19 protein-coding genes are annotated in these 19586 nt (G+C 28.9%); 4 read left to right on the forward strand and 15 right to left on the reverse strand.

Translation table 11 applies throughout. The features are described 5' to 3' along the window. Positions 1-35: 35 nt before the first annotated feature. Positions 36-368, reverse strand: coding sequence for a PadR family transcriptional regulator (locus HNV10_RS02740; protein ID WP_173299788.1), 333 nt, complete (start codon positions 366-368; stop codon positions 36-38). A gap of 158 nt (positions 369-526) precedes the next feature. Here HNV10_RS02740 and HNV10_RS02745 point away from each other — a divergent pair, with 158 nt between their 5' ends. Then, positions 527-1588 (forward strand): ferredoxin--NADP reductase, encoded by a 1062-nt coding sequence (locus HNV10_RS02745; protein ID WP_173299789.1) that lies wholly within the window; start codon positions 527-529, stop codon positions 1586-1588. Positions 1589-1762: 174 nt separating this feature from the next. On the opposite strand, the gene HNV10_RS02750 is transcribed toward HNV10_RS02745, so the two are convergent. From HNV10_RS02750 to HNV10_RS02760, 3 genes are read right to left on the reverse strand one after another with little or no spacing between them, the layout of a single operon-like run. Beyond that, positions 1763-2293, reverse strand: coding sequence for a hypothetical protein (locus HNV10_RS02750; protein ID WP_173299790.1), 531 nt, complete (start codon positions 2291-2293; stop codon positions 1763-1765). Then, positions 2290-3306 carry a glycosyltransferase family 9 protein gene (locus tag HNV10_RS02755; RefSeq protein WP_241695445.1) on the reverse strand — a complete coding sequence of 339 codons (1017 nt, stop codon included), beginning with the start codon at positions 3304-3306 and terminating at the stop codon, positions 2290-2292. The genes HNV10_RS02750 and HNV10_RS02755 overlap by 4 nt, the downstream gene beginning before the upstream one ends. A 51-nt stretch (positions 3307-3357) precedes the next feature. Continuing rightward, positions 3358-3966: a DUF4254 domain-containing protein gene (locus HNV10_RS02760; protein ID WP_173299791.1), complete on the reverse strand. Its 609-nt coding sequence runs from the start codon at positions 3964-3966 to the stop codon at positions 3358-3360. Positions 3967-4038: 72 nt separating this feature from the next. On the opposite strand from HNV10_RS02760, the gene upp reads away from it, so the two are divergent. Next, complete coding sequence (upp, locus tag HNV10_RS02765) at positions 4039-4698, forward strand: uracil phosphoribosyltransferase (RefSeq protein WP_173299792.1); 660 nt, start codon at positions 4039-4041, stop codon at positions 4696-4698. Here the strand turns inward: upp and HNV10_RS02770 are convergent. Continuing rightward, entirely contained in the window at positions 4687-5604 is a 918-nt protein-coding gene (locus HNV10_RS02770) for a DUF6427 family protein (RefSeq protein WP_173299793.1), read from the reverse strand. The two genes, upp and HNV10_RS02770, sit on opposite strands and share 12 nt — an antisense overlap. 75 nt (positions 5605-5679) lie before the next feature. On the opposite strand from HNV10_RS02770, the gene HNV10_RS02775 reads away from it, so the two are divergent. After that, a complete protein-coding gene (locus HNV10_RS02775; protein ID WP_173299794.1) occupies positions 5680-5907 on the forward strand; it encodes a DUF6341 family protein in 228 nt (75 codons plus the stop codon). A 13-nt stretch (positions 5908-5920) separates the two neighbouring features. Here HNV10_RS02775 and purD read toward each other — a convergent pair whose 3' ends face one another. Further along, complete coding sequence (purD, locus tag HNV10_RS02780) at positions 5921-7192, reverse strand: phosphoribosylamine--glycine ligase (protein ID WP_173299795.1); 1272 nt, start codon at positions 7190-7192, stop codon at positions 5921-5923. 85 nt (positions 7193-7277) lie between these two features. Here purD and HNV10_RS02785 point away from each other — a divergent pair, with 85 nt between their 5' ends. After that, positions 7278-8585, forward strand: a complete 1308-nt coding sequence (locus HNV10_RS02785) for a phenylacetate--CoA ligase family protein (RefSeq protein ID WP_173299796.1) — start codon at positions 7278-7280, stop codon at positions 8583-8585. Here the strand turns inward: HNV10_RS02785 and HNV10_RS02790 are convergent. The 9 genes from HNV10_RS02790 to HNV10_RS02830 form a co-directional block, all read right to left on the reverse strand. Next, on the reverse strand, positions 8575-9348 hold the full coding sequence (locus HNV10_RS02790; protein ID WP_173299797.1) for a glycosyltransferase family 2 protein: 774 nt from the start codon (positions 9346-9348) through the stop codon (positions 8575-8577). The genes HNV10_RS02785 and HNV10_RS02790 overlap by 11 nt on opposite strands. An 8-nt stretch (positions 9349-9356) precedes the next feature. Beyond that, positions 9357-10712, reverse strand: a complete 1356-nt coding sequence (locus HNV10_RS02795) for an exopolysaccharide biosynthesis polyprenyl glycosylphosphotransferase (RefSeq protein ID WP_173299798.1) — start codon at positions 10710-10712, stop codon at positions 9357-9359. A gap of 204 nt (positions 10713-10916) precedes the next feature. Then, a complete protein-coding gene (locus HNV10_RS02800) occupies positions 10917-11516 on the reverse strand; it encodes a hypothetical protein (protein WP_173299799.1) in 600 nt (199 codons plus the stop codon). 551 nt (positions 11517-12067) lie between these two features. After that, the gene (locus HNV10_RS02805) at positions 12068-13156 is read right to left on the reverse strand and encodes a DUF1972 domain-containing protein (protein WP_173299800.1); all 1089 of its coding nucleotides are present in this window, start codon (positions 13154-13156) and stop codon (positions 12068-12070) included. After that, complete coding sequence (locus HNV10_RS02810) at positions 13131-14882, reverse strand: O-antigen ligase family protein (protein ID WP_173299801.1); 1752 nt, start codon at positions 14880-14882, stop codon at positions 13131-13133. Before HNV10_RS02810 ends, HNV10_RS02805 begins: the two co-directional genes overlap by 26 nt. Then, on the reverse strand, positions 14869-15966 hold the full coding sequence (locus tag HNV10_RS02815) for a glycosyltransferase family 4 protein (RefSeq protein ID WP_173299802.1): 1098 nt from the start codon (positions 15964-15966) through the stop codon (positions 14869-14871). The genes HNV10_RS02810 and HNV10_RS02815 overlap by 14 nt, the downstream gene beginning before the upstream one ends. Then, a complete protein-coding gene (locus HNV10_RS02820) occupies positions 15963-17288 on the reverse strand; it encodes a hypothetical protein (RefSeq protein ID WP_173299803.1) in 1326 nt (441 codons plus the stop codon). The genes HNV10_RS02815 and HNV10_RS02820 overlap by 4 nt, the downstream gene beginning before the upstream one ends. 59 nt (positions 17289-17347) lie before the next feature. Beyond that, positions 17348-18703 carry a hypothetical protein gene (locus HNV10_RS02825; RefSeq protein WP_173299804.1) on the reverse strand — a complete coding sequence of 452 codons (1356 nt, stop codon included), beginning with the start codon at positions 18701-18703 and terminating at the stop codon, positions 17348-17350. A gap of 25 nt (positions 18704-18728) precedes the next feature. Next, a complete protein-coding gene (locus tag HNV10_RS02830) occupies positions 18729-19385 on the reverse strand; it encodes a hypothetical protein (RefSeq protein WP_173299805.1) in 657 nt (218 codons plus the stop codon). Positions 19386-19586 lie beyond the last annotated feature (201 nt).

Raw genomic sequence — 19586 nt, forward strand, 5'->3', positions numbered from 1 at the left:
TGCTAGGTTTTGAAAACCTGCGAGATCAACCATGATTAAGCCAATTTAGGATTTACTAAGGCTTGCATCGTTTTAATATAGTCTGCTAATTCTTCAAGCTTATTAACCGTTTCTTTGGTTCCGGTTTCAGTGAGCTTGTAATATTTACGCAATCGGTTGTCTACTTTTGCGACTTCAACATCTAATAAACCTTCAGCTTCTAACTTGTGTAACGCAGGATATAAGGCGCCTTCTGTTATCTTAAGTTCGCCTTTGGTTAATGCCTTTACTTTTTGGGTAATCTCGTAACCATACATTTTATCGTGCTCATTTAAAAGCTTTAAAATAATAGTGTTTAAACTCCCTTTATATAATTTTGAATTGCTCATTGTACTACAAATATATACATAATTTTCTTATGTATAAGAAACTTAGGTATGTCTTTTGTCATTTTTAAAACCTACATGCATGGTGAAACCTTGCAGGTCTTTACAAAAACCTATCAGGTCTCTAGAAGATTAGTTATCTTTGCACAAAATTATTTATAATGTCACAATTTCATTCACTCACTATAAAATCAGTTGATAAAGTAACGGACAGTTCTGTTGCTATTACGTTTAATATTCCTGAAAATCTTAAAGAAAAATTCAGCTTTAAAGCCGGACAATATATCACCTTAAAAACCACTATTAATGGTGAAGACATCCGCAGAGATTACTCTATTTGTGCTTCTCAAGGTAGCGGAAATGTAACCGTTGCTGTTAAAGCCGTTGAAAATGGTACTTTTTCTGTTTGCGCTAACAATACATTAAAAGCGGGTGATACATTAGAGGTTGCAGAACCAAATGGTAGATTTATATTTGAAGCAAATGCTGCTAAAACCAGAACTGTTGCTGCTTTTGCCGCAGGAAGCGGAATTACACCAATTCTAAGTATTGCTAAAACGCTGTTAGAGGAAGAACCTTTCAGTAATTTCATATTGGTTTACGGAAATAAAACCTTAAATGATACCATGTTTACTGATCAATTACTTCAGTTAGAAAAGACATATGGTAATCGTTTTCATGTTCATTTTATTTTCAGTCAGGCGCAAGAAGAAGACGCTTTATTTGGACGTATTGAAAAGAGTACAGTTAACCTTATTGTTAAAAACAAGTACAAAGGTGTTACCATAGAAAATTTCTATCTGTGTGGACCAGAACAAATGATTCATACCGTAAAAGATGTTTTAATTGAAAATGGTGTGAAAGAAAAAGCTATTAAGTTTGAATTATTTACAGCACCTGTTAAAGCTGAAGCTGAAGTTTCTTCAACAGATTTACCTTCTGGTGAAACAAGGATTAAAGTAATAGTAGATGAAGAAGAATTTGAATTCAACATGTCTCAAAAACAAACAATACTTGATGCAGCTCTAAAACAAGATATTGATGCACCTTACTCTTGCCAAGGTGGAATTTGTAGTAGTTGTATAGCGAAGCTTACAGAGGGTACAGCTGAAATGCGTCAGAACAATATTTTAACGGATAGCGAAGTTGCAGAAGGATTGATATTAACTTGTCAAGCACATCCTACTTCAGCTACGGTTGCTGTTGATTATGATGATGTTTAAATAGCCTTCCCTAACCCTTCAAAAGGAAGGGAACTAGCTACTTATGTAAAAAGAAACTGCGACCTTTCATGTTTTAAAACATGAAAGGTCGCAGTTTCTTTACAGCAGTTATTAATGAAAACCCTGAAAAAGTAGTCAAATAAATTCAGTGCAAGTTGTTTTTTAACAAAGTCTTTACCACTTCCAAGAAAGATAATCAGCCATTGGGACTTTTAAGTCTTTCCATTTTTGTTTGACTAATTCTATATTTTCAATTCCTCTTTTAGGTATTATTAATGTCGGATTATTTAAAATATTTATAAAAAAATTGTCTTGTGTTTCATTAATAATTTGAATCTCTGAGACCTTAATTTTACCTGCTCCAATTTTAGTATTTGTAATTAAATAGTCATTTTCAAATTCTATAGTTTCAAGTTCTCCTATTCTGTTAGAATTATCTCTTTTTACATTCTCTGAATAGAATTTTTTTAATTTTGATTTATACAATTTACCAAAAAAAAGAAAAAAAGAAACAGCAACACAACCTGCAATAATTGCTAAAAACATTCTACCTTGATTATATATTTTATAACTCATAAAAATAAAAGCAACAGTAATTCCAACTCTCAAAAAGTTTAGAAATATTTTTGATTGTTTACTTTCTGAAATTAAAAACAAGTGGTAATTAACAAAATCATCTTGCTCTAACACATACTCTAACTTCATAAACTAGTCTTAATTTTTTTTATAATATCTTCAATGAGCACAGTACCTGCTACATTTTCATAACCTTCGGGATATTTGTTTCCATAAATAGATGTTGGAATCAAAGGAAATAGTTCTCTATTAGCTGTGAGCGCAAAATCTTTTGGTTGATTAAATGGCGCAAAACCAGCAAAAGGATGTGTAACGCCCCAAATAGTAATCACTTTTTTACCCAACATTGCAGCCATATGTGCATTGCCAGAATCCATTGCTAGCATTAGGTCTAAATTTGAAATAAGATTTAATTCTTCATCTAACTTTAATTTTCCTGCTACAGATTTTACGTTGTTGAATTTGGTTTCAAACTGACTTAAAACATCCTCTTCCTTTTTTCCACCTCCAAATAAAATAATATTATAATTTTTAGAAAGTTCTTTTATTATACTTTCCATTTTTTCTAAAGGATACATTTTACTTTGGTGAGCTGCAAAAGGTGCAATTCCTATAGTTTTTAAGTCTGCTGTTGAAATAAAAGATTTTAATTTTTCAGATAAAGATTTAGGTTTTGCAAAGCTTGGTTCCGTTAAATCTACTGAGCAACCCAAAGCCTCAAAAACATCAGCGTAACGTCGATGTGTGGTTTTTAATTGTACAAACTTTTGGCCAGTAACTAATGCTTTTTTTTCAGCTCGCCCTTTGTTTAATTGCACTACTTTTTTTCCGAAGAAAAAGAATTTTAAAATCTTACTTCGTAAAACATTATGTAAGTCGGCAACAGCATCAAAATTTAGTGCTTTTAGTTCCTTAGATAATTTATAAAGTCCTAAAACGCCTTTGTGCCTGCCTTTTAAATCGGCTTCAAAAACACTTACATTTTCTAAATCTCGAAAAAAAGGTTTGAAGAATGCTCTGGTAACAACGGTGATAGTAAGTTTGGGATACTGCTTGGTCAATGCTCGCAACACAGGCACTGTCATTGCTACGTCTCCCATTGCAGAAAACCTAAAGACTAGTATGTGTTTTGGTTTGGGCATGTTGTACCAAACCTATCTAGTTTTAAAAACCTGATAGGTTTATTTAGATAATTATTTCTGTCCTCTTAAAACAGGATTAAGTTCATCGTCATTGTACATCTTCATTTGTTTATAAACTTTCATGTACTTATCCCCTTTAGATATATCTTCTAATAAATCATCAATAGCAGTGCTTAAATCTACACGTTGCTCTAACAATACATCCAATTTCTTCTGGCAAGCTGCTTTGTGTGCCTCACTTGCATCTTCTCTTACGGTTTCGAGATGCATATGGTAAATTTTAAGCGCTAAAATTGATAGTCTATCAATTGCCCAAGCCGGACTTTCAGAATTAATTTTAGCGTCACTTTTTACAGTAACGTCTTTATATTTATCTAAAAAATAACTGTCAATAAATTCTACCGTATCTGTTCTATCTTGGTTAGAAGCATCAATCATTCGTTTTAACTTTAAAGCCGCAACAGGATCAATGTTTGGGTCTCTAATAATATCTTCGTAAGCCCATTGAACAGTATCTATCCAAGATTTTCTGTAAAGTAAATGCGCTATTAAATCCTGGTCCTTATCGTACTTATTTGTAAAAGGCTGATCTACAGTATTTAAAACTTTGTAGTTTTTTATAACCTCTTGAAAAATGGAGTTTGCTTTTTCTGAAAACATAATGAAATCAATTTATTATATGCAAATATAGTTTGAATTATTAACTTTAGCGACAGAACTAATTTACATATTATGCAAATTCATAACCTATCTAAAACACCTTCAATTTTAAATACTTTTATGTCTGAATTAAGAGATGAAACAACTCAAAAAGACAGTATGCGTTTTAGGCGAAATATTGAGCGTATTGGTGAAATTATGGGTTATGAATTGAGTAAATCGCTACAATTTGAGCCACATAATATTGAAACACCTTTAGGCACTTCTACAACTGTGTTACATAAAAAAGACATTGTACTATGCTCAATTTTAAGAGCAGGTGTTCCGCTTCATAATGGTTTATTAAATTATTTTGATGCTGCTGAAAATGCTTTTATTTCAGCTTATAGACAGCATAAACATAATCCAGATAGTTTTGAAATTATTGTTGAATATTTAGCGTGTCCTAGTTTAGAGGGTAAAACTTTAATTTTAGCGGATCCTATGTTAGCTACAGGACAATCTATGGTTGCTACTTTTGAGGCCTTAAAACCATTTGGAACACCTAAAGAGATTCATTTAGTAAGTGTTATTGGTGCTGAGGAAGGTGTTAATTATGTTTCTAATGCGTTTAATAAAGATGTTCATTTATGGATAGCAGCAATAGATGATAAACTCAATGAAAAAGGGTATATCATTCCTGGATTAGGTGATGCAGGTGATTTAGCTTTTGGTAATAAATTACAGCAATAAACTAACAATTGGAATAATAATAAATAGAGCGATAAAAACTTCTTTAAACCATCGTTCTGAGATTACTTCTATATAATTTGCCATTATTATAGAAAATGGAACAAACAAAAACAGGTATTCACTTCCGTTCTTTATTGGAGCAATAATTGCAACTAATACAGCTATAATAGAAGTCCAAGCAATTAAAAAATAAGAGGGTTTTAGTTTTTTGTTTTTATCCGTAAAGTTTTTAAAAAAATACAATAGCGTCCAAACAAAGGAGCTAAATAACATAGTAAATCTTAAAATATTTTCTTTACTATTATAAGCTGTAAAATCTAAACTAGCATAGCGCTCAAAATCTGTACTTCTAAAATATTCATCATATATAATAACATTGTAAATAGAGAACAATATTAATGCCGCAATAAACCCTGTAAATGGAACAATTACATTTTTAAAATCGTTCTGAGAATAATAAATGAGTGCTACAATCACCAAAGCAAAAAACAAAATTGACCAAAAAAAGAAAAATGATGCAATGGTAATCCAAAATGCAGCATCAAACAGCTTCTTTTTAATGTTTAATTTAGTATGTAAACTAATAAGCCTTCTTAAAGCAAAAAGTATAAATAAATTAGATATTAATATCTCTAAATGTGCCATAACTTCTGGGAAAACGCCTAGTAGCAGCCCAAAAGTCATTATAGCGTAACTATTTCTTTGAGTTAAATTGTTTTTAGCAACAATAAAATCGAGTAAAAAAATTAAAAACAACGTAATTACCCAGTTAACAAGTGTAAATAAAGTCGTATTTAAGTCTAAAAAAAGATTTTTATATGAAGAAAACACAAAAAGAAGCGACACATAAACTGCAACAATTATGAAGTTTATGGGCTTAGATTTACTAAAAATACTTGTAATCATGAACTCTTTTTGTATTTTTGCTGCTCGATTCCAATTCTATATTAATAATTAGAATTGCTGTAAATTTATAAAGTTATGAATGATTTCTTTAATGGAATAGCGGATTTATTTGTGAATGTATTATTCGCACCTTTTGATGGCCTTAGAGCATTAGAATTAGAAAGCTGGTTTGGCGCTAATTTTATGTCTTGGATTTTTATGGCTGTAGGCTTTGTGGCAATGGTATATTGGATGCTACAACTTAAAAAGTACAGTGATAATAATGAGGAGGACAAAAGTATTTCTTCTCACTCTTATTTATAAATCTCTTATTGGTTTATAAATCGAAACCAATATCTTTACGATAATTCATCTTATCAAAGTTTAGTTTATCTATACTTTGGTAAGATTTTTTTATGGCCTCTGGATACGTATTTCCGTAAGACGTAATTGCCATTACACGACCTCCTGATGTTACCACTTTACCATCTTGAGACTTTGCACCTGCATGAAAAACAATTGAATCTGTAATAGTCTCTATTCCTGTAATTTCTTTACCTTTCTCGTAAGCTTCAGGATATCCACCAGATACTAATACCACAGTTGTAGCAGCACGCTCATCAATTTCAATATTAACTTTAGATAAGGTTTGATTTGCCATCGCTTCAAAAACATCTACCAAATCTGATTTTAATCTTGGTAAAACAACTTCTGTTTCTGGATCTCCCATTCTTACATTGTATTCAATCACTTTAGGCTCATCACCTACTTTGATTAATCCAATAAAAATAAAGCCAACGTATGGTAAATTATCTTTCTTTAAACCTTCAACCGTAGGAATTACAATCTGGTTTTCAATTTTATCTAAAAATTCTTTTGTTGCAAAAGGTACTGGTGACACAGCTCCCATTCCGCCTGTATTTAAACCTGTATCTCCTTCTCCAATGCGCTTGTAATCTTTTGCAGTTGGTAAAATTTTATAATCCTTTCCATCTGAAAGTACAAAACAACTCAGTTCAATACCATCTAAAAATTCTTCAATTACTACCTTAGTACTAGCTTCTCCAAATTTAGAATCTACAAGCATGCTTTTAAGTTCGTCTTTAGCTTCTTGTAAATCATTAAGAATTAATACGCCTTTACCAGCAGCTAAACCATCTGCTTTTAAAACGTATGGTGCACTTAAGGTTTCTAAAAATTTATAGCCATCTTCCACATTAGCTTTTGTAAAACTCTCGTAAGCTGCTGTAGGAATGTTATGGCGAACCATAAATTCTTTAGCAAATTCCTTACTTCCCTCTAACTCAGCCGCTGCTTTCTGTGGTCCAATAACTGAAACATGTTTTAAAGCTTCATCTTGCAAAAAGAAATCGTGAACACCTTGCACTAATGGATCTTCTGGTCCAACAACTACCAAATCAATTTTATGATCTAAAACGGCAGATTTAATCGCTTCAAAATCGGTAACACCAATATTTAAATTGGTAGCAATAGCTTCTGTTCCCGAATTTCCTGGAGCAACAAAAATAGCCTTGCAACGACTACTTTGAGCTAATTTCCATGCAAATGTGTGTTCTCTTCCGCCAGAGCCTAGTACTAAAATATTCATGATAAAAAAATCTTTGGACAAAAATAATTGGTTTTACGCTTAAAAAACAATTATTTTACACAAACCTTAACAGCAAAAACACACCTTGCGACTATTCGATTTTTCTTTAAAAGTTAATGGCTTTAAAATAGACGAGGCTAAAGCTGCTCTGTCTAAAATTCAGGCTAAAAACGATTCTGATTTTCAAGCTTATGTAGAGGAGCAGAAAAAGTCTATTATTTCTTATCATTTAGAACATAATTCGTTTTACAAAACCTTAGGAACGTCTATTAAAATAAATGATTGGAATTCTGTACCAATAATCACTAAACGTAATTTACAACAACCTATTGAGCAACGATTAAGCGATGGTTTCACAACTAAAAATGTTTATTTAAATAAAACATCTGGCAGCTCTGGAGACCCTTTTATTTTTGCTAAGGATAAATGGTGCCACGCGATGACTTGGGCTGAAATTATGAGTAGATTTGCTTGGTATGGCATTGATTTTAATAGTTCTAGACAAGCGCGTTTTTATGGGATACCGTTAGACAAAAAAGGCTATTATAAAGAACGATTAAAAGATTGGTTTAGCAATAGATTTAGGTTTTCGGTTTTTGATTTAAGTGATGCTACTTTTGAAACGGCTTTGACAAAGTTTAAAACTGATAAATTTGATTTTATTAATGGCTACACAAGTCCTATTGTGCAATTTGCTAAATATTTAAAGCAAAAAGATGTTATTTTAACCTCTGTTTGCCCTACTCTAAAAGTTTGTATTGTTACATCAGAAATGTTATTTGATGATGACAAAACATTAATGGAAACTCAATTTGGCGTGCCTGTGGTTAATGAATATGGAGCTTCAGAATTGGATTTAATTGCTTTTCAGAATACTAATGATGAGTGGCAAGTAAATAATGAGACATTATATGTTGAAATTCTCGATGTTAACGGCAACGTTTTACCGTTAGGAAAAGAAGGCAGAATTGTAATTACATCATTATATAACAAAGCACATCCATTAATAAGGTATGATGTTGGTGATATAGGAATCCTTTCTGAAAAATCCACTTTAAGAAAGCCAATTCTAAAAAAGCTAGTAGGAAGAACAAATGATATTGCTATTTTACCAAGCGGAAAAAAAGCAGCTGGTCTAACCTTTTATTACATAACTAAAAGTGTTATTGAGAATGATGGTAATGTTTCAGAATTTGTAATAGAACAATTAGCACTAGATAGCTTTATGATTCAGTTTGTAAGTAGAACAGAACTTTCTAATGTACAAAAAGAAATCATTACGGCAGAAATGGAACGTTATTTAGAACCTGGAATTAAGGTTAATTTTGAACGTGTACCTCAACTAAAACGAACTAAAGCCGGAAAACTAAAGCAGTTTATTTCTAAACTATAGATTTAATTAAACGGGTTTTAATGAATAAATGTTCAAACAAAAATTGAATTAAATAAAGTGAAGATTTAAAGTAAGAATAGCCTAAACCTTTATAATACACATTAAAATTATGCTTTATTAAATTGGTTTTATTTGAAGATAACGAGCCTTCCGCAATACGATAATACGCAATGGTCTCTTGAATACTAATTGCTGGTTTATCACTTCGTTTTAAAGCCTCTAACCACAATAACCAATCTTGACGTTTTTTTAAATCTTTAGTGTATATTTTTCCGAGTTTTTCGCAATTATAGATTCCTGTTAAATTTCCAATATAATTAGCTTTAAGCAATTTATTATAACTTAATTCTTTTAAGGCGACTACTCTTTTGTTTAATGGTTTACTTTTAGCATCAATCCATTCATAAGTTCCGAAACTAACATCTGTAATATTATTTGTTAGTTGTCTAACCTGAAGCTCTAGCTTATTCTCTTTCCAAAGGTCATCTGCATCTAAAAAAGCGATGTAATTTCCTGTTGCCACTTTAGTCCCTAAATTGCGTGCTTCTGCTGCGCCTTTATTTTGATTGTGTTGAAATAGTTTAACTCGTGAGTCGGATTCCGTAAATGGCTTTATAACAACCATAATGTCATCTGAAGATGCATCATCAATTAGCAATAATTCCCAGTTAGTATAAGTTTGATTAATAACACTTGTTATAGTCTCTATTATAACATTCGCGTTATTATAAATTGGAGTTATAATAGAAACTAAAGGTTGCATATTATCAATTAATAGGCTTTTTCATCACCTTTTATAGCATTAACAAATGTTTGAAAAATAATTTTGATATCTAATAAGATTGACCAATTTTCGATATAGAAAATATCAAATCTTACTCTGCCAATAATATCCTTATCGGTTTCTACTTCGCCTCTAAATCCACTTGTTTGTGCTAAACCTGTTATACCTGGTTTAACAAAGTGTCTTACCATAAATTTATCTATTTTTTTGGCATACATATTTGTGTGGCTCACCATGTGTGGTCTTGGTCCAACCACAGACATATCTCCAAACAAAACATTAAAAAATTGAGGGAGTTCATCTATGCTTGTTTTTCTAATAAATTTTCCAACCTTAGTAACACGCTCATCACCTCTGGTCGCTTGGTATAAATGGGCATCTTCATTTGGCATCATTGATCTAAATTTATAGCAATCAAATTCTTTGTAATTAAAACCATTTCTAGATTGCTTAAAGAAGACAGGTCCTTTAGATTCTAATTTAATTAAAATAGCTATAAGTGGTGTTAACCATGATAACACAAAAACTATCATAAAGCTGGCAAACAAAATATCAAAACCTCTTTTCAAAAACTTATTTACAGAATCTTCAAGAGGAATAGTTCTAAGTGTTAGTATAGGAATATAATCGTAATACTCGTATTGAAGTTTCTTGGCGTAAATTTCCTTACTGTCTGGAATAAATTTTAAAATCTTTAAATTGTTATCTGCAAAATCTACTGTATCTGCTATTTGCGCATTCGTTAATTCGGAAATTGAACAATAAATTTCATCAATATTTTCGTCTAGAACATATTGAAAGCAATCTTTTAAAGAATAGTCTTTTTTCTTAAAGTCAAAAGTTTTTTTATGAGAATAACCATATTCTGGATTTTTATTAAAAAAATTATCTAAAGCGATTGTTTTTTTATTTAATCCAAAAATAACGGTAGTTCTAAAATTTCCCCCTAAAGAGGTTCTATATTTTTGCAGCAAATAATAAACGGCAAACTTTAAAATTGTAATAAATAGAAAACAAAGTAAGGTGTATTTTACTATTGGTCTAGGATATATTTTTAATTCATGGTACAAACCTGAAAACGCGAAGACAAACAATAAAAATAAAATCGTTTGTTTTACAATCAATGAAAGTATAGTAATAGGTCTTGTATATCTATAAACTTCATAGAACTGTGAATAGACTGATAACAAAACCCAACCTACTGAAATAAAAATTGAAAAAATTAATGGGTCTTTTCCACTTAACAAATAAATTATGGCAATACTATTTATAATGCATAAATCTATTATATATGAAATAGGTCTTAAGTATCCTGAATATCTTCCCTGCTTAAATAGACTCAAATTTTTCTTTTATTTTGATATTGAAATAATTATAACCAATTTATTATCAGCTGACTAAAATCAAGATGACAATAAGTAGTGTTATACTAAAATTACTTATCAAGTAAAACTCAATTCACTTAATTTGATGAAACTTATTTCACAGTAATTATAATGATTTTTAATCAAAGATTACAAGATTTATACAATACACTTTATATTTTATTATGCTATCGGGTTAATTTTAATAAAATCTTCATCTTTACTTAAACACAACAAAGTTAATACTATAAGCAATGAAGACATAGGTATATAAAATAAATTCCCAATAAATATAGATGTAATTATTACTGTAAGCAGTAAAATGACTGCTAAATATTTTTTCTTTATTATTTTATATATACCATAGATAAAATAAGAGTACACTGCAAAGCCTATAATTCCAAAAAAAAGAAAAATATCAATAATTTGCATTTCTAACCTGACTTTCTCAATACCTGTAGCTCCAATGAGGTAATTAAAATTATCTTTAGTTATTAAAGAAATAAGCTCTTTTGAGTATTCAATTCTATAAGAAAAAATTGCAGTAAGTAATCTATCGGACTTTATTAACTCTTTAAAAGGTGATATATTCAATATTACCATAGTAACAGTTGTAAAACAGAAAAAGAGCACCAATATGCCTTTAATTTTAAAAGCTTTACTAAGATTTTTATCATAAAAAACAATTAGTGTCAATGCTATAAACTCAGCTAAATAGACACCTTTTACACCTGAAAGAAAGCTAATTAATATAGTAACAATTAGCATTTTTTTATCCTTCATATACCAAAATAACACGGTAGCAGATAAATAGAAAAAAGGAGTAAATCCTTGACTTAAAAGCATTCCATTAAAACCAAACCTATTTGCCTTATATGTTTTAAATACCTGTATATCATAAACTAAACCTAATAAAACAAGTACTGTATTTATAATTATAATATATTTAAATAATTGATAGAGCTTTGTAGTGAATTTAAAATTACCATTTGATATTACATAGAAAATTAGAGGAAATGAAGCAAGTAAAAAAGCGTATCGTAGAAATTCCATTTTGTAAACATTGTAATTTCCTACCTTTAATAGATATATAATAGTAAGTAATAGTAATGTTATTAAAACAAACCTTATAGTTTTTACAAAGAATTTAAAATGTATAACAAAGACACTTAGAGCATATAAAAGAAAAGTGAACTTAAGAACTCTATTGAACTTTATAAAATTAATGTCATTATAAATATAAACCTTATCAATAAAATCAAACAAGAAGCTAAGAGTTAAGAATAAAAATAAAACAGAGCTAGGATTAAATACTGTAGTCAACTTATTTAATTTCATTTTAATTTTTCTAAAATAAATTGTTCATATTGAGAATTTATAGTTTTCCAATTATAAAAACTATTAATTTTTTCAATATTCGATTCTGAAAAAGCTTGCTTTAAATGAAATGATTCATCTTCATTCAGAAGTTTTTCAATATCAGTTGAATTATCAAAATATAAGGCATCTTCCTCTAATATGCTTTTATTAAAAATATTATTATTAGCAATAATCAGTGCATTAGAAGCCATTGCTTCTAATAAAGATGGATTGGTACCACCTACAGAATGTCCATGAAAATAATACCTAGAATAATATCTTAGATTGTTCAACTCTTCTTGATTATAATTGGCACCTGCAAAGATAATTCTTGGATCTGATCCGTATTTAGCCTGCAAGTTTTTTCCGTAAGTATTTAAACCTCCAAAAATGATTAAAGGATATACCGATTTAGATTTTACATAGCCTTTTATAATCGTTTCTATATTGTTTTCTGGCTCAAGCCTAGCCAAAATCATACAATATTGATACTCTTTAAAATTATACCTTTCTAAAACCGTGTTCTTAGGATTAGCAAAAACGGTTGCTCCATATGCAATTAACTCAGAAGATTTATTATACGTTTTTAATATATAATCTCTAATACCTACAGAATCTGCAATAAGATAATCACTGCTTTTAACCGCCAATCCTTCGGCATATTTTAGAAATTTTCTAACTTTTTTTGAATACTTAGAGCGCTTCCACTCCATCCCATCCATATTGGTAATAATAACGGGTTCTTTTGGTAATAGCTTATGCCAAATAGAATTTGAGGTATACCCTAATTGTAATATAATATCAAAGTTTCGTTTTCTAGAATCTCTAATACAATTGAAATCATAAATGAATTGTCCTACAGTTCCTATTTTAAACTCTGGATCGAATGCATGAATAATATTTACTCCTTTGTATTTAGTATCTTGGTAAGGATGGTCATGGGAATTATAAACGTACACCTCATGATTATTTTCTTTAAGATATACTGCAAAATATTCTGCAAATTGCTCAAATCCACCGTGATTATTTGGTATTCCTCTAGTTCCTAATATTCCTATTTTCATGCAACTGACTACTATTTATTAAAATAAGCATTACGGTTGTGAAAAAATAAATGCCGTTTACTCTACCAAATATTGATTCTGAAAACATAACTGCTATCATAAAAAGAGAAAACTGAATCAATAATTTGTCTTTATTTCTTAAACCGAGTACAAAGCTATATAAAGGAATCGCAATTAAAACAAAAAATCCTAAAAATCCAGTTCTCCAAAATGTATCTACATATTGATTGTGTGGATTAAAGCCAATATGTTCTTTAAGTCCTAATTTCTCTAATCTAGCATTTAATAGATGATTGGTTTCTTTTGAAACTCCTTTTCCAAAAAAGAAGTCCTTAAACCTCATGGTTTCAAGAGTTTCTCTCCATAATATTAAACGCAAAGTTAGACCATTAATGCGAGTATCATATGGGTTTTCGATATGTTTCTCATTAAGAATAGTAAAATCATCGATTTTTAAAACCTCATTAAATCGATTTTTTATTGGTGAAAACATAAAGACAACAATTAGTATTGGAAAAATTAAAAATAGAACCTTTATATTCTTTATAAAATTAATAGTAATAACCATTAATGAGAATAAAAATACCATTTTGGATCCACAAAAAATTAAAAACATAAATAAAATAAACTCTAAAATATACTTGTGTTTTCCCTTATAATTTAAATCTATAAAACAAATGGAAAAAAACAGGAGATATGAAAAATATACAGGATGCAGGTATTTTGTAAAAAAATCAAAAGATAAAAACTTAAAATTCTGATGTATATAAACATCAAAAACTGAAGTAGATAACAACCAAAATCCTATACAAAGCGCTGAATAAGGAAACAAGGATAAGAATTTTCGATTTGATATTCCTGGTAATACTATTCCTAATATTATCAATGGCAAAAACCTTTCTATGGTGGATAGTTCATTAAAACTCTCTCCCGAAACAAAAAGGTTGTTTAAGAGGTATATTGTAAATAAACCTAATATTAATATATTTGTCTTTTGAGATTTAATAGCTATCCATGAGATGTTTTTTATGTTTAAAACAGCTATTATTATTAACGTAATATTATATATAGGGGCAGGCAAAAATATACTCAAAAGAAACAAAATCATTGATAAATTGCCGATACAAAACACCTCAAACTCAATGGGATTTAAAATCTTTAATACTATTATAATTAAAACCCAGAGAACAAAAAATGATAAAACAAGTTGGTAAATATTTATAAAGTCTGATTTATAAATATAAGTTTCAGGAAGCTCAAAATATCCATTGACAATATGCGTCTCAAGTTTTAATTCATTAGGCCGTTCTATAAATTTAATGCCAGCGCTTTTCTTAAATTTTTTTAGTAGAATTGAAATCTCATCATTTCCTGATTTAAGTCTAATTGATTTTATTCCAACGGTCTTATTTGGATGAGGAAAATAAAGTCTAAGTTTACGTAGTTTTTTTTTATCATCAAGAAGACTTTGGTAAACTAAATTTTCGGTGTTATGAAATCTATAAACTTTTGTGAAACTTATTTCAGATTCTTTGTTGCTAGAAATATAAACTATTGGTATTTCTTCTTTAGTAACTTTGTCACTAAAAACCAATTCAATAGATTTTATTGGGTTTGATAATAAATAATACTGATTGAAGACATAATAACAAACTACAATTGCCATTAATAAAAACAAAAAATGATGCTTTATTTTTATTTGACTAATCGGACTAAAGTTTTTCAAAATGATTACTTATTATTTCTTTATAATTTTCTGCAATTACTTTCCAATTAAATTTTGAAAGAATAGTATTGTAAATATTATCTAATTCAAAATCTTTATGTAATTGTTCTTCTATCTTAGTTTTAATTTCATTGATGTCATGAGGATTAAAAGTAACTTCATCAGGAAGCCCAAAATCTGCCATAGCGGTATTCTTGGAGCATAATACTTTCTTTTTAAATACCATCGCTTCTAAAGGAGGTATGCCGAATCCTTCAGCAAAAGAAGGAAACACAAACAGCTCACAGTTTTGATAGTATAGTTTCAAATCCTCATCAGCAATATTCTCTAACCATATTATGGCTTTTTTATCAGTTTCCGATAAGTTGTCTAAAAAGAATTTGAGATCATTAAATATAACCTCCATTTTACCAATAAAAATTAGTTTAAACCCTTTTGACACCAAATTTAGCTCTGTAAAAGCCTTGAGTAAATTTAAATGATTCTTTCTGGGTTCAACCCTAGATACATACAAAATATACTTACCTAATTTTTGAATGGCCTTATTATCTATTAAATTTGAATTAGTTAAACTTACAGCATTCGGAGTAAGTTTTATATGATCTTTATCTATCTTATATAATTCAGAGATTTTTCGTTTAGAATACTCGGAAACAGTTAGCAAAATATCTGCTCTTTTAGCCGATGTCTTAAATAAATAGCTATTTATCAACCTATATTTTAATGGGAAAAATGCTTTAAATTCCTTTTGCTCAAACAATATATCGTGATTGGTTATAATTTGTTTGCAATTTTTTATTGGAGGAGAGATATATTGATAATGAGCATAATTAATATCGTGTTTTTTAATTATTAAAGGTAATTCTATTAGTAAACGATAAAATTTATTCTGACTCTGTAACTCAACATAAATTACATTTTTATGAATACCAAATTCCTTTTTTAAGTTCTCAATATTATTAGCTATTAAATAAAAATTCCATTCTGGTGCTAAGAGAATAAGCTCAGAATATAGTCCTTTTAAATATGTTCTAGTGCCTTGAGGTTTATCATCAAAAACATGTGTATCAACTAATATATTCATACTTTAACAGAATCAATTTGTTTAATATTTGAGTTACTTAAAGCATAATACACTAAAATAATAACAAAATAATAAAACCCTTGTTTGGGTATATCAGTTCCAATAACATTTATATAAAACCCAATTAAGAAAAATAATGACAGTCGGTTTCTATTCCTAAAAAATATTTCAGAAAAGGAGAATAGCATTAATAAAAATCCGATAATTCCTTTTTCTGCTAACGACATGGCTAAGTAGGCATCTGTGACTTTATAATAATAAATTTTATCTGGTACTTTTTTATGAAAATTTGTTAATCCTGTAAAAATTTTATTTTCTGCATTTGGTGAAGATAATGATCCTATTCCACTACCTAGTGGTTTTTCATAAAACTTATTTAATGAATAATTTGTAAATCCACCACGTTGTGAAAACACATTTTTCTCACCAAACGGGTTTAAAGTACCCACAAATTCTTGAAGATTCTCATTATTCAATACATACACAATACCACTAATCATTAAAATAAAAGTTGAGCAAATGACTAACAAAACTCTTCTGGTAATTCTAATTTTTTCAGGTAAATAAATAGCCAATAACAAAAGAACTAAAATCATTAACGGCCCTCTAGAGAAGGTTAAAATAGCTACTGTAATCAAAAGTGCAATGTCCCAATAGCTTTTAGTTTTATTTAAATAATACAATAAAATTAAGTACAAACAAGCCAATTGTCCCATAATTCTAAAATCAAAAACAAATCCTGTATTTCTAGGAATGGATTGACTAATTCTTAATGCTATGGTATATGTTGGCTCTTTAAAAATAATTGCACCAGAGAATAAATGACGCATTTGATCATAAAAATGTGGTGACAAATAAATGACAACACATGCCACAAACGTGTATCTAAAAAACTTTAAAAGATAAATATAGTTTATTTGCTCTACTCCGTTGGATAATACAACAAGTAAAAATAAAATTAATGGAAGTATCTCCTTTGGGAATTCTGATATCGCATAAGAAGGGTGTATAACACTTAATAGCAACATCATTAATAAAAAGAGAATCGTCCATTGTAATGATTTAATTCTCTTGATATTAATACGCTTTAAAGTAATAAAATTATAGGTTAATATAATAAAGATAGGTATATAATTACATGCTGCATTTAGTATATTAAAAGATATATCATTATTTATAATTAAAGGTCCCATTATGAGCCTTGAAGATAGCATTAGAATTAAGACTGTGGTAATACTTCTTTTAATAATAATCTTATAATATGAAATAACTAATACAGGGATTATAAGTATAAAAGCATATTCTGGTATCTTGAATACCATTATTATTAGTAAACAAATTATAAGGAGATAATAATCAACTTTTAAATGTTTCAAAATATTTATTTAATAACTGTTAAAAATGCTTTGCTTAGTGCTTTTATATTGTCTTTGCTTACACTCCTTGGGTCACCAAAAGCATCAGACATAATCCCTTCATAAGAATTTTCGAGAAGCCAATTAGAAAATTCTGAATAATCTAGGCCTTCTCTGTTCCCTTTAATAAGATGCTCCAAGGTATGCTCTTTAAAATCCGTCCATCTTATTTGTTTACAGCCTTTTAATTTATTAAAAAATGTCGGTGCAAAAGTGAAACTTTGTTTGTTTTTTAGTGCTGCTTCATATGCTATTGTACCAGATACTGTAAAAACGGCACTTATAGAATCTAATAACTGATGTGTGTCCGCTTTATTATCTATTAGATACGTATTTGGTAATTTTTTTACACGCTTATAAAAATCAAAATTTCGATCTCCAATGGCATTAGAATGTTCCTTTACCAATAAGATATAGTCTTTGGGTAATATTCTCCAAATATTATGAATTAAATCTAACTGGTTTTCATAATAACGACCAATAACATCTATTGATGCTTCTGGCTGTTTATGCAAGGTAAATAATACGCGCTTTTTATCTTTTGGTAAAGAGGCTATAGCTGTTTCTGAAATGAAATTTTTAAATATAACCCGATTATAAATTTCAGCTGTTTTAACTTTAAATTGACAAAATGGGTTGCTATAAAGCGTTGGATCATTACTGTCTTGATTAGTTCTAAAGATAAAGTTTTTTAATAAAACCAAATTATGAGATAACTTACCTTTTTTTGCTAGTAACTTATCATTTAAAGCAAGATAAGCGGGCTTTTCGAGTTTAATAAAATCACCTTTTACATTTAAATTTTTATCTGCTTCTAAAATATTAGATTGAAACTCATTTGTAAAAAAAGTAAAACGTCCATTTGGTATTCTAATGGTGTGTGGATTTAAAAATTCACAGTTTAGTGCTTTATTTTGTGAAAGCAATCTATATGCAATAAGCTCATGTGCCCAAGTTAATTCTCCAAATACATAACTAATGTTATTAGCGGTTATAAAGTCGCTATAAAGAGGGCTAAGCTTGTTTAAGTAATCATAAGACCATTTAGATGATTCGTGCTTTAAAACGCGATCTCCATAAACCAATTCATTAACCTTAAAATCTATTTGGTCTTCAATATTATTATTTGATGATAAAACCTCTTTTTTTCCTATGTATAGTAGTTGATTCATAGGAAATATGTCTTGAAGCTCAACGTATTGTTTTTTGTTGGGAATTATCCAAAAGCTTTCAATATTATGATTTTTTAAAGTCTTTGCTATTTCTACAAATACTTGAGTTTTGTAATAATTAGAAATAAAACATATATTCTTTTTCTTCATTCTACTCTGTTGAATATCATCTTAATTAAACTAGCTTATAATTTCTTTTATAGAGTGTTGCAACACTTAATAAAAGTGAGGCAAATGTACTAATAAACATTGCTAATGTTATTTTTTCTAAGAAATCAATTTTTAAGAACATTAATAATGAGAAAAACAAGACAGCTCCAAAAATAGCCAGATACAATTTAATTATATTTTTGTTTTCTCTCCCGTAATTCAATTCTAAGTAAGCGTAAACACAACTCATGAAAGTTTGTAATATAATTAGTGTTGCTATAAATATTGGTCTTTGTACATTATTTTGATCATAATTATAAACTAAATAAATACCACTTATTAACATTACAATAATCATCGTAATTATTAATAATCCTAGGTATTTAAAAAGTATACTTTTATTGATGCCTAATATGTTTTTTTCTACATATATTGATTTTACCATATAGGCCAATAAAGAAGAGTGGGTAAGAAATATAACCATTGAAAAACGTTGAATAAGAGATAAAAGTACTCCGTCTTCGATAGGCATATTTGTTAAAGCATGAATCTTACCATAATTAGTAATATACATTATTAAAAATATCTGAATAATAGTTGGCCAAGAAAACAACACCGACCCTTTTAGTATTGTTTTTGTTTTATTTAAACTTACAGTAGATTGTTTTCTTAAAAAAACCATGTTGGCACTTTTAAAAAAATAAAATACTGAAAATAGAATTTGTCCGGCAAAGATTAACCAAAGCGAAAAATCGTAATCAAAAAAGAAATAAAAGAGAAGAAATGAGAGTGATATAAAATTAGATACTAAGGTGATTAAAACTACTTTTTCTGGCTTGTTTGTTAATCTATAATACGATGCCAAAAATGTAGTAACTAAAAC

Origin of the sequence: Winogradskyella litoriviva, assembly GCF_013249065.1 — a bacterium.
Taxonomy (GTDB): domain Bacteria; phylum Bacteroidota; class Bacteroidia; order Flavobacteriales; family Flavobacteriaceae; genus Winogradskyella; species Winogradskyella litoriviva.

Bases quoted from the DNA above. Each gene is read 5' to 3' on its own strand.
- HNV10_RS02740 (WP_173299788.1), bottom strand. From the start codon at position 368: ATGAGCAATTCAAAATTATATAAAGGGAGTTTAAACACTATTATTTTA.
- HNV10_RS02745 (WP_173299789.1), top strand. From the start codon at position 527: ATGTCACAATTTCATTCACTCACTATAAAATCAGTTGATAAAGTAACG.
- HNV10_RS02750 (WP_173299790.1), bottom strand. From the start codon at position 2,293: ATGAAGTTAGAGTATGTGTTAGAGCAAGATGATTTTGTTAATTACCAC.
- HNV10_RS02755 (WP_241695445.1), bottom strand. From the start codon at position 3,306: ATGCCCAAACCAAAACACATACTAGTCTTTAGGTTTTCTGCAATGGGA.
- HNV10_RS02760 (WP_173299791.1), bottom strand. From the start codon at position 3,966: ATGTTTTCAGAAAAAGCAAACTCCATTTTTCAAGAGGTTATAAAAAAC.
- upp (WP_173299792.1), top strand. From the start codon at position 4,039: ATGCAAATTCATAACCTATCTAAAACACCTTCAATTTTAAATACTTTT.
- HNV10_RS02770 (WP_173299793.1), bottom strand. From the start codon at position 5,604: ATGATTACAAGTATTTTTAGTAAATCTAAGCCCATAAACTTCATAATT.
- HNV10_RS02775 (WP_173299794.1), top strand. From the start codon at position 5,680: ATGAATGATTTCTTTAATGGAATAGCGGATTTATTTGTGAATGTATTA.
- purD (WP_173299795.1), bottom strand. From the start codon at position 7,192: ATGAATATTTTAGTACTAGGCTCTGGCGGAAGAGAACACACATTTGCA.
- HNV10_RS02790 (WP_173299797.1), bottom strand. From the start codon at position 9,348: ATGCAACCTTTAGTTTCTATTATAACTCCAATTTATAATAACGCGAAT.
- HNV10_RS02800 (WP_173299799.1), bottom strand. From the start codon at position 11,516: ATGAAGGATAAAAAAATGCTAATTGTTACTATATTAATTAGCTTTCTT.
- HNV10_RS02805 (WP_173299800.1), bottom strand. From the start codon at position 13,156: ATGAAAATAGGAATATTAGGAACTAGAGGAATACCAAATAATCACGGT.
- HNV10_RS02815 (WP_173299802.1), bottom strand. From the start codon at position 15,966: ATGAATATATTAGTTGATACACATGTTTTTGATGATAAACCTCAAGGC.
- HNV10_RS02820 (WP_173299803.1), bottom strand. From the start codon at position 17,288: ATGGTATTCAAGATACCAGAATATGCTTTTATACTTATAATCCCTGTA.
- HNV10_RS02825 (WP_173299804.1), bottom strand. From the start codon at position 18,703: ATGAAGAAAAAGAATATATGTTTTATTTCTAATTATTACAAAACTCAA.
- HNV10_RS02830 (WP_173299805.1), bottom strand. From the start codon at position 19,385: ATGGTTTTTTTAAGAAAACAATCTACTGTAAGTTTAAATAAAACAAAA.